General features: G+C 48.1%; 10 protein-coding genes. 5 read left to right on the top strand and 5 right to left on the bottom strand.

All coding sequences use genetic code 11. The features are described 5' to 3' along the window. Positions 1 to 4 precede the first annotated feature (4 nt). The 5 genes from OGY71_RS16850 to OGY71_RS16830 are packed head-to-tail and all read left to right on the top strand — an operon-like array spanning position 5 to position 5,167. Positions 5 to 994: a glycosyltransferase family 2 protein gene (locus tag OGY71_RS16850; protein ID WP_286613481.1), complete on the top strand. Its 990-nt coding sequence runs from the start codon at positions 5 to 7 to the stop codon at positions 992 to 994. A gap of 14 nt (positions 995 to 1,008) precedes the next feature. Beyond that, complete coding sequence (locus tag OGY71_RS16845; protein WP_063940997.1) at positions 1,009 to 2,220, top strand: glycosyltransferase family 4 protein; 1,212 nt, start codon at positions 1,009 to 1,011, stop codon at positions 2,218 to 2,220. Position 2,221: 1 nt separating this feature from the next. Continuing rightward, positions 2,222 to 3,334: a glycosyltransferase family 4 protein gene (locus tag OGY71_RS16840; protein ID WP_063940998.1), complete on the top strand. Its 1,113-nt coding sequence runs from the start codon at positions 2,222 to 2,224 to the stop codon at positions 3,332 to 3,334. A gap of 2 nt (positions 3,335 to 3,336) precedes the next feature. Continuing rightward, positions 3,337 to 3,744 carry a hypothetical protein gene (locus tag OGY71_RS16835; protein WP_003826052.1) on the top strand — a complete coding sequence of 136 codons (408 nt, stop codon included), beginning with the start codon at positions 3,337 to 3,339 and terminating at the stop codon, positions 3,742 to 3,744. 31 nt (positions 3,745 to 3,775) lie between these two features. Further along, complete coding sequence (locus tag OGY71_RS16830; RefSeq protein ID WP_063940999.1) at positions 3,776 to 5,167, top strand: DUF4832 domain-containing protein; 1,392 nt, start codon at positions 3,776 to 3,778, stop codon at positions 5,165 to 5,167. 46 nt (positions 5,168 to 5,213) lie between these two features. Here OGY71_RS16830 and galE read toward each other — a convergent pair whose 3' ends face one another. The 5 genes from galE to OGY71_RS16805 form a co-directional block, all read right to left on the bottom strand. Continuing rightward, complete coding sequence (gene galE, locus OGY71_RS16825; protein WP_003826055.1) at positions 5,214 to 6,230, bottom strand: UDP-glucose 4-epimerase GalE; 1,017 nt, start codon at positions 6,228 to 6,230, stop codon at positions 5,214 to 5,216. A 52-nt stretch (positions 6,231 to 6,282) separates the two neighbouring features. Next, positions 6,283 to 7,221 carry a glucosamine inositolphosphorylceramide transferase family protein gene (locus OGY71_RS16820; RefSeq protein WP_063941000.1) on the bottom strand — a complete coding sequence of 313 codons (939 nt, stop codon included), beginning with the start codon at positions 7,219 to 7,221 and terminating at the stop codon, positions 6,283 to 6,285. A 207-nt stretch (positions 7,222 to 7,428) separates the two neighbouring features. Next, entirely contained in the window at positions 7,429 to 8,064 is a 636-nt protein-coding gene (locus OGY71_RS16815) for a carbonic anhydrase (RefSeq protein WP_003826059.1), read from the bottom strand. 154 nt (positions 8,065 to 8,218) lie between these two features. Then, the gene (locus tag OGY71_RS16810; RefSeq protein WP_213194472.1) at positions 8,219 to 9,391 is read right to left on the bottom strand and encodes a MalY/PatB family protein; all 1,173 of its coding nucleotides are present in this window, start codon (positions 9,389 to 9,391) and stop codon (positions 8,219 to 8,221) included. Positions 9,392 to 9,714: 323 nt separating this feature from the next. After that, positions 9,715 to 10,695, bottom strand: coding sequence for an IS5-like element ISKpn26 family transposase (locus OGY71_RS16805; RefSeq protein ID WP_016156491.1), 981 nt, complete (start codon positions 10,693 to 10,695; stop codon positions 9,715 to 9,717). Positions 10,696 to 10,765 lie beyond the last annotated feature (70 nt).

Raw genomic sequence — 10,765 nt, 5'->3', positions numbered from 1 at the left:
TTGTATGGACCAAAAACCGTTTATTTCAGTGAGTATTAAAACACTCAATGAATCTAAATGTATTGAGAAGACGATTGACAGTATCCGTAAGCAGCTTATTGATTATCCACACAAAATTATTGTGGCAGATAGTCTGTCAACGGATAACACCCAACAGCTTGCGATCGATAAAGGGGTGACCGTAGTGTCCTTAACTGACCCTGGCGATCGCTGCTGTGGCGTCGGGCACCAGTTAGGTTATCTGTATAGTGAAGGGGATTATCTGCTGCTGATGGACGGCGACATGGAACTGGAAGAGGGCTTTGTGGATCAGGCGGTCGCGTTTTTGCAGGCCGAACCAGAATATGCAGGCGTTGCGGGAACCGTTGAAATGGACGATGCCGTTAACTATGAATTTAAATCGCGTAAGCAACGCATTAATAAAATCTATCCACTCGGGGATAGCGATCATCTGGGTGGCGGTGGGCTGTATCGTCGGTCGGCAATTGAAAAAATTGGTTATCTGACTAACCGTAATTTGCACGCGTATGAAGAGGCTGAACTGGGCCTGCGTTTAATCGAAGCAGGCTATAAACTGCGGCGTCTGGATATTCCTTACTTCAGCCATACGTCACATACGCTGCCGACGTTTAAGATGCTGGCGCGGCGCTGGACCAGCGGTTATTACCAGGCACCGGGTGAGCTTTTGCGTTGTAGTTGGGGGAAGCCCTGGTTTTCCCAGTCATTCAATATCGTGAAGAATGAGGCGGTATTTGCGCTTTACCTTATTCTCTTATTTGTGGCGCTGCTCAGTTTAAATATCAATGTGTTTGCCGTTGCGCTTCTACCATTACTGGCGTTTGCTTTGTTGAAGATTGTGCAAAACCGCTCGTTAACAGATGGGCTGCAAAGCGTTATTAATTTAATCGTACGCTCAGTGGGGCTGATCAAAGGTATTTTTTATCCAGTACGCGATCCGTTGACTCCGCCTGACAGTAAAATCATTCATGAATAACTAAGGCTGGCGCAATGAAAGTTTTATTAGTGAATAAGTTTTTTTTCATTAAAGGCGGCGCGGAAACGGTTTATTTTCAAGAGCGCGATATGCTGAAACAGGCCGGAGTGCAGGTTATTGATTTCTCTATGCATCATGAGAATAATTTCCCCTCGGACTATGCGGATTATTTTGTCAGTAATGTGGACTACCACAAAGCGAGCAATCTGCTGGGCGGTATCAAAACGGCGGTTAACTTTATTCATAATTCGCAGGCCTGCAAAAAAATGCTGGCGCTATTAGAAAAAGAGCGCCCGGATATTGTCCACTTTCACAACATCTACCATCAGTTAACACCGGCATTGATTAAAGTTGCGCGCAATTTTGGCTGCAAAACGGTGCTGACTGCGCATGACTATAAGATTGTGTGCCCCGCGTATTCCATGCTGCGCGACGGCAAAGTGTGCGATTCCTGTATTACCGGAACGGTTTTCAACGCCTTCAGGTATCGTTGTCAGGAAGGTTCAGCCTCAAAAAGTTTACTGCTCTCCCTGGAGGCAACCTGGCAGTACATTGCACAAAACTATCAGGCACTGGATGTGATTGTTTCACCAAGCGTTTTTTTACGCGGTGTTTTGCTGCGCACGCTGCCAAATTCGCGCATTGATGTCATCGTCAATGGCGTTGATGATAGCCGTCCCCTGGCCGAAGTAAGCGATGAAGGCTATATGCTGTACTTCGGTCGTCTGAGCCGTGAAAAGGGCGTGGCAACGTTGTTGGCAGCGCATAAAAAAATGCAGAACAGCGCGCCGCTGAAAGTTGTGGGGCACGGTCCGTTGCATGATGAATTAGCCGCCAAATACCCTGATGTTGAGTTTTTAGGTTATGTGCAACAAGGGGAGGCGCTCGATAAGCTTATTAAGCATGCGCGAGCGGTGATCCTGCCTTCAGAATGCTATGAAAACTGTTCTATGGCGATATTAGAAGCGATGTCCTTAGGCAAACCGGTTATCGGGTCGCGCATCGGCGGTATACCGGAACAAATTCGTGACGGTGTCGAAGGGATTTTATTCGAACCGGGTAATGTGCATGAGTTAGCCAATGCGATGGACGCTCTGGCCGACTCGCCTGAGAAGGCGAGGAATATGGGCTTACAAGGTCGTGCACGGTTGAGTGAAAAATATGCGCTGAGTAAACATATGGATACCCTACAGGCGCTGTATAAAGAACTGCTGAGCAGGCCATAGTATGAGTAAAAAAATAACGGTTTTTGGAACGCGTGGTATTCCCGATGTATTAGGCGGTGTGGAGACACACTGTCAGAATCTTTATCCTGCCATTAAACAGCAGTTCGACGTGGATGTTTGCGTGATCGCTCGCTCGCCATATGTAAATTACAAACGATCGGTATATAAAAAAGTCGAAACTTACGCGCTGTGGGCACCTAAAAAGCGTTCGCTGGAAGCTATTGTCCATTCCGTTATAGCGGCGTTTAGGACACGTATCGACCATTCGGATATTGTGCATGTCCATGCTATCGGCCCTGGCCTTGTGATCCCACTCTTACGCGTGATGGGTAAAAAGGTAGTTTTTACCCATCACGGGCCCGATTACGATCGCCAGAAATGGGGATATGTAGCCAAAAAAATATTGTTGCTGGGTGAGCGTTGGGCGGTGAGATATGCCAACGAGGTGATTGTGATTTCTGAAGTTATTAATCAACTGATCCAGAAAAAACACGGTCGCTATGATGCGCATTTAATTCACAATGGCGTGAACAAGCCGCGGTTATTATCACAGCTCACCATCGACAATACGCTCTCCCGCTTTGGGCTACAGCCGAAAAACTACCTCGTGGTGGTTGGGCGGTTTGTGGAAGAAAAAGGGATGCATGATGCCATCGCCGCTTATCAACACAGTGGTTTGACCATACCGTTAGTACTAATTGGCGATGCGGATCATCCGACCGAATACAGCGTGCGCCTCAAAAAGCTTGCCGCCGACACGCCAGGTGTTGTGATGACTGGTTTTTTACGTGGTGACGAACTTCAGGCGGTGTTTTCGCAGGCTAAATTGTTTGTGATGCCCTCATACCATGAAGGATTGCCCATTGCGCTGCTGGAGGCAATGTCATTTTCTCTTCCGGCCGTCGTCAGTGATATTCCGGCTAACCTTGAAGTTCAACTGCCCGCCGAGGCCTATTTTAAGGTGGGAGATGTAACCGGTCTGGCTGAAAAATTAGGCCAAGGGGCAACAGCAAATAGCGTGGACTATGGTGTATATTTGCAAAACTACAATTGGCATGAAATCGCCAAAAAGACGGTTAACGTCTACCACTCCATTGATAAAGATATAGGTTAATTTTGACCAGTCCTCAAAATCGTCCTCCTGCCATCGAACGGTTTTACGCTCACCTTGATGAGCGGATAGCGGAGGAATTGACCCCTGAACAAAAAGAAGGGGTGGAAAAAGCGCTCCTTGCTACAACCCTGACTTCGCGGCATCAGATCGATATTCGCAGAAGCTTTCCTTTTTTCAGCAAGCGTTATTATCTGGTTTTTTTGTTTGGCAGAGATTTACGCCGCCAGCATCGCCAGGAATCAACCCTGTCGAGAATGTTGCTCACTTTTTTGCTGCTGATTGCCGTGCTATTCGTCACCTGCTGCATATTGCTGACGCTGTATATGATCAAATCCGCGTTAGGTATTGATGTGTTCCAAAATTTTCACGTAGGTATCTGGGACTGGTGGTTAAGTCTGAAAGACCGCTAGCGTTAACAAATTGGTGGAGGACGTCTTTGCGATGAAGCGTAAATGGGTTTGTGCGTTGTTGTGCATGTTTTTCCCGCTGACGGTTATGGCCGCATTGACGACCGTTACCCCCAAAGCATTGACGGGCCCGTTAACCAATCCGGGGATTGGCGTGGCAAGTTTTCATCAGGGATACGGTGAAACGCTGGGGCTGGCGGACTATCCCAATACCGGATTTGAATACGAGCGTTTTTACTGGCGGGATCTGGAGCCAGTCGAAGGCCAGTACAATTTTGCGTTGGTGGATGATGCCTTTAAATACGCGGCGGCACATCGCCCTGCGATGAATGTCGGGCTACGCTTTATGGCTCTGGCAGAGCCGGAAAGCGGTTCGCAAATTCCTGACTGGCTGATTAAAAAAGGCGTGAAAGGAACCTGGACGCCGGATAAAAAGACATTTGCCCCGGATTTAGACGATCCTCTGTTTATTCAATACAGTCAGCGTCTGTTGAACGCATTTGGTAAGCGCTACGATGGTAATGAGAATCTCGCGTTTGTTGATATTGGCATGGTGGGATCGTGGGGAGAATGGCATAACAGCAACTTCCCGAACCTGAAGCCATTACTGGAGCGATACACCACGGCGCAACTGGATCGCTACGTCGCGATGCACTTTTCTGCTTTTCCGGTGACGCCAAAAACCATGCTGATAAGCGGCGGTCAAAGTCTGGCGAATGCCGTGGCGCGTGGGGCTGGGTGGCGTGCGGACTGTTGGGGGGACCTGCGCGTATTTTCGGACACCTGGAACCATATGGCTGATGATTACCCCCAGCGATTGCTGGCTGCGCAGCAGAGTTATTCAGGGTTCAACGACGCCTGGAAACGTGCGCCGGTGAGTCTGGAGATCTGCTCGTATATGCAGGACTGGAAGAACACCTTTCACTATACACGTGCTGAAGTGCAGGGGATTTTTGACTGGGCGGTCAAGCAGCACGCCAGTACCATTAACCTGAAATCGAGAACGATACCCAGCGACTATCGACCGATTGTCGACGATGCGCTGACCAAATTGGGCTATCGATTTCGCCTTGCGTCCCTGAGTCATGAGTCCGTGTGGGACAGCGGACAAACGCTGACATTAAACAGTACCTGGTACAATGAGGGTATCGCACCGATTTATCTGCCTTACATGCTGGCATTCCGGGTCGTAGACAGCGCCAATAAGGCGGTGGCACAGGGGAATTCCGCGGAGGATATTCGCCGCTGGCTCCCCGGTAAGTATCAGGTCAGTTATGCGTTATCTATGCCAGGCCGACTGGCGAAAGGGCAATACGCGATTGAGGTTGCGATGCTGGATAAGTCAGGGGCGGCGAGAATTAACTTTGCCAATGAAGGGAAGCAGAGCAGCGGCTGGTACCGGGTGTCAACAATAACGGTACGCTAGTCAGACACAGCAGCGAGCCTGACGGTCAGGCTCGCTGCTGAGAACATTAAATTTGATACCCATTCGGGTTATTTTTTTGCCAGTTCCAGGTGTCACGCATCATTTCATCAAGGTTGTAGATGGCCTTCCAACCTAGCTCTTTGTATGCCAGCGATGGGTCAGACCAACATTCGGCAATATCTCCGGGTCTTCTGGCGACAAACTGATAGTTTATTTTTGTCTGCGCCGCTTTTTCAAACGCCTCAATCAGATTAATTACGGAATAACCGACACCGGTACCGAGATTAATCACTTTGTAAGCCGCGCCTTTGTTCTGGCAATCCAGCGCGGCTAAATGACCGGTCGCCAGATCCATGACGTGAATATAATCTCGCACACCGGTACCATCAGGGGTTGGATAATCATTACCGTACACAGACACGGTTTCCAGCTTACCAATCGCGACCTGGGAGATATACGGAACCAGGTTATTAGGGATACCGTTAGGATCTTCACCAATCCGACCTGATGGATGGGCGCCAACCGGGTTGAAATAGCGCAGACAGGTAATGCGAAAATCGGGTTGTGCACGTGAGAAATCGGCCAGAATTTGTTCGACCATCAACTTAGACGTGCCGTACGGATTAGTGGTACCACCCGTGCGCGATTGCTCGCTCAGCGGTACGCTTTCTGGATTACCATATACCGTGGCAGATGAGCTAAAAATGAAACGATTAACGCCAGCGGCCAGCATCTCATCCAGTAAAACCAGCGTTCCGGTAACGTTGTTTTCATAGTAGGCGAGGGGCTCTTTTATCGACTCTGAAACCGATTTGAGTCCCGCAAAATGAATGACATCGGTGATGTTATGGTCGGCGAAAATGTTTTTTAATGCCTGCCTGTCGAGAACATCGGCGATATAGACAATGGGCTCTCTTCCGGTGAGTTCCGCGACCCTGTCCAGCGAGATTCTGCTGGCGTTCGCCAGATTATCGATGACTACGACATCATCGCCTCTTTCCAGTAGCGTTAACACAGTATGTGAACCAATATAACCTGCACCACCAGTGACAAGAATTGCCATACAGACTCCAGATAAACGGGGATTGATTCACGCCAGTACCATAGAGAACGCGTTATTGGTAACGTTTGGTAAGGTAATAATTGCGATACCTCACCATGCATTTATAAGAAATTTTTTTAAGTATAGATAAAAAGCTGAATTTGTTTATTTTTGTATCATAAACAATATAGTTATTTGAGAAGTTCAGCGTGTGGACGCCGTCACTGTGGTTGATCGACGAATTGATTTGTTCGATCAGAGTTTCAGCAAAATTAGTGTCGTTTAGTGTCACTAATTCTTTGATATAGATTGATTTTCCATAAGTTTCAGGCGTGCACTCCTGTGTAAGGAAGTACATTTTATTTTCGACCTGATAGGAGGCACCTGCACCTCGATGATGGGGATTGCTCACCTTCAATGAGGGGGTAATCCGCTGCCATTGTCCATAAATATGATCTGCTGAATGAATAATTATTTCGTTATCCATCGTGGTGGACAACAGATAACAGGTTTCATTAATTGAGATAAATACGTTGTCGGTTAATTGGGTATCAGAGATTAAAACTTTAACTTGCTTCCAGCGTGCAGGGAACTCAATTGACTGAAACAGTATTACCTCTTTTCTTTCTGAAGACTCGGGGATCATGAACAGTTGATCGTTGATATGTATCAGATAAGGGAATGACAAATGACACTGTAAGTCGTCAAAGCCTTCAAGCCTAATATCTTCAAGTTCAACCAGTTCACGGTCAAGAACGCGACATCGTAGCGTGCCTTTTGAGTTGCGAAAGCTAAGAGCTTCATAGAAAACATACAGTTTATCGCCTTTTTCAATCAGAAAAGGATCGGCCTGAAATGTATATTTCTTTTTTAACTGCTGCGCAGTGGATTTGCTTAATATCTCCAGAGTGTTGTCGGGGAATGAGTGTGTACCATTATCCTTAATAAGCATGATGTCCCACGACTCATGATAAAATAACTTATCCATTATTCTTTTTATTTTTGTTTGCATTTGCACCTGATCCTTTTTATCGCCAGCACCATGTATGAACAGCTGTTTGCGACTCAGTGAATGAGCCTGTCGCAATGTTGTATAAATGTGCGAAAACCGATGTGGAACACCAGTGGCTACTTTAAAACTAGTCGCAAGCCCGTTTTTTGTCCACTAACAGAAATAGGGAGAGGAGATGTCCAGAGCATCCTTGCTCCAGTGGGGGAATTACTCGAAATGCACCTGCGGGTTATCTGCAAGGGAAACGTAGGTTTTGCTGTTTTTATCCAGGGTACGGATTTCACCGCTTTCGATGTCATACACCCAACCGTGCAGACGAAGCGCATTATTGCGCAGCCCAACCGCGACACAAGGATGCGTTTTAATGTTGTTAAGCTGTGCGATAACGTTCTCTTCCACCATGGCATTAACTTTATCGATTGGGTTATCCCAGGTTTTTTTATCGACCACGGCTTTCGCGGCATCGGCATAGTGCAGCCAGTGAGCGACAGCGGGCATCGGATCCAGGGGCTGGCTATCGGCAATGGCTTTCATCGCGCCACAATTGGAGTGACCGCAGATGACGATATCCGTTACGCCAAGTGCGACAACCGCGTATTCGATGGTTGCGGATACACCACCCGGTTCCGGACCAAATGACGGTACGATATTACCGGCGTTGCGGATAACGAAAAGCTGTCCTGGATCTTGCTGAGTAACGAGTTCTGGTACCAGGCGGCTATCGGAACAGGAGATGAAAAGTGCCTTAGGATTCTGGCTAGATGCCAGGCTGCGGAAGAGTTCCTTGCGTTGAGGGAAAATCTCTTTTTGGAAGTTGAGGAAGCCCTCGATGATATGTTGCATAGCAGTGTCTCTTGTCTCTGTTTAAGCAGGTTATGATGAAGATCACACTTTCCAGTTTAACACCAGCCGACAGAAGGGAAAGACTTTATAGCAGTTCAGCAACATCTTTGGATAATTTTGCCCCACCGTGGCAGGGCAAATCGTGTGATGTACGCTATGCGTTTTGCCATTTCTGGTATGCCGCTTTTAGCCGGTTCATCGCTTCTACCAGTACCGGGCGTGGGCAGCCAACGTTGAGTCTCATGTGCCCCTCTCCACCGGGACCATATTGCGCCCCAGGTGACAGGCCAAGCCTGGCGTCATGCACAAAAAAAGCGCTTAGCTGCTCATCGCTGAGATCCATTTTTTCCACATTCAGAAACAGAAGATACGACGCGCCGCCATACACAATGGAAATCAAGGGACAGTACTTTTCGATTTCACTTTTTACAAACGCTACATTGTCGGCCAGATAGGCCAATAATTTCTGGTGCCAGTCGGCGCAATGGGTAAAGGCGCTGTAAATGGCCGCCTGCTGCAATGAATGCGTCTCTGCAAGGTAGCAGTTATCCAGAAAGTGGTAGAACTGATGGCGTAATTCATCATTCTTAATAATGGCGATTCCGCCCTGGATCGCCGCCGTATTGAAGGTCTTGCTGATGGAAGTAAGTACGATTGACCGACTATCTGGCGCTTCATCAACAGTAAAAAACGGCAAATGGCGCTTTCCTGGCAGGGTTAAATCACTATGCACTTCATCAGACAGAATGATGACGCCAGCCTGCTGGCAATAGTGGCTTATTTTTTCCAACGTTTCCCGCGACCACACCATTCCACCTGGATTATGCGGTGAAGGGAACAAAAACATTTTGCACTGCTTGAGTTTCTCGCTGAAATCATGCCAGTCAAATTCATAGTGCCCGTTTTTCTCAATGAGGCGCGTCTGAATCAAATTCCTGCCGCTGGTGTTTACCAGATTAGGATAGGGATCATAGATTGGCGTACAGGTTAAAATATTATCGCCTGGACGGGTAAGCGCCATTAAAGAGAGTACGATAGTTTTTATAACACCGGGAATAAAATGTAACCAGTGTGCCTTGATATCGGCATCATACTGTTGTGCATACCAATGAATAACAGATTCTTTCCATTGTGGATAATCCAGGTTATAGCCTTGCACAGGCTGCGATACCACCGAACGCAGCGTGCTCATGATTGGCTCTGGTGTCGCAAAATCCATATCTGCAATCCACAGCGGTAATACATCGGTGGTACCGTACATCTGTTGTAATTGCCCGTATTTGCGACAATTAACATCCCTTGTGACAATATCATCAAACAAAGACATTGTTGACTCCTGGAAAGTCTCTGAAAATAGTGTAAGCAACGCAAAAGCGAAGAATGTTTATGTATATCTAATGGATATATTTAATTTACCCTGGTGATAGCTAATATTTGGCTATTTGGTAGTTTATGATTTTTGCTCAACCATATTCTCAGTGGCTTCATTGGGCTCATATTTAGGGAAGGTGCGAATAAGCAGGTCATTTCTTCCCAAGCTGACTCGCTGATTAAAATTTCGCGGATCTGGGCCGATTTTTTTCCCGCAAACACATCGAATCAGCCTATTTAGGCTATTTTTTCCACCATTTCTGGCGTTATTTCCGGTTTTTACTGAGATCTCTCCCACTGACGTATCATTTGGTCCACCCGAAACAGGTTGGCCAGGGTGAATAACATCGCCAGTTGGTTATCGTTTTTCAGCAGCCCCTTGTATCTGGCTTTCACGAAGCCGAACTGCCGCTTGATGATGCGAAACGGGTGCTCCACCCTGGCACGGATGCTGGCTTTCATGTATTCGATGTTGATGGCCGTTTTGTTCTTGCGCGGATGCTGCTTCAAGGTTTTTACCCTGCCGGGACGCTCGGCGATCAGCCAGTCCACATCCACCTCGGCCAGCTCCTCGCGCTGTGGCGCTCCTTGGTAGCCGGCATCGGCTGAGACAAATTGCTCCTCTCCATGAAGCAGATTACCCAGCTGATTGAGGTCATGCTCGTTGGCCGCGGTGGTGACTAGGCTGTGGGTCAGGCCACTCTTGGCATCGACACCAATGTGGGCCTTCATGCCAAAGTGCCACTGATTGCCTTTCTTGGTCTGATGCATCTCCGGATCGCGTTGCTGCTCTTTGTTCCTGGTAGAGCTGGGTGCCTCAATGATGGTGGCATCCACCAAAGTGCCTTGGGTCATCATGACGCCTGCTTCGGCCAGCCAGCGATTGATGGTCTTGAACAATTGACGGGCCAGTTGATGCTGCTCGAGCAGGTGGCGGAAATTCATGATGGTGGTGCGATCCGGCAGGGCGCTATCCAGGGATAATCGGGCAAACAGGCGCATGGAGGCGATTTCGTACAGGGCATCTTCCATGGCACCGTCGCTCAGGTTGTACCAATGCTGCATGCAGTGAATACGCAGCATGGTCTCCAGCGGATAGGGCCGTCGGCCATTGCCCGCCTTGGGATAAAACGGCTCGATGACAGCGGTCATATTCTGCCATGGCAGAATCTGCTCCATGCGGGAGAGGAAAATCTCTTTTCGGGTCTGACGGCGCTTAGTGCTGAATTCACTATCGGCGAAGGTGAGTTGATGGCTCATGATGTCCCTCTGGGATGCGCTCCGGATGAATATGATGATCTCATATCAGGAACTTGTTCGCACCTTCCCT

This window comes from Citrobacter sp. Cpo109, from assembly GCF_030332565.1.
GTDB lineage: Bacteria > Pseudomonadota > Gammaproteobacteria > Enterobacterales > Enterobacteriaceae > Citrobacter > Citrobacter portucalensis.
Note: the sequence above shows the minus strand (reverse complement) of the source record. Positions and strands in the feature narration are given on the sequence as shown.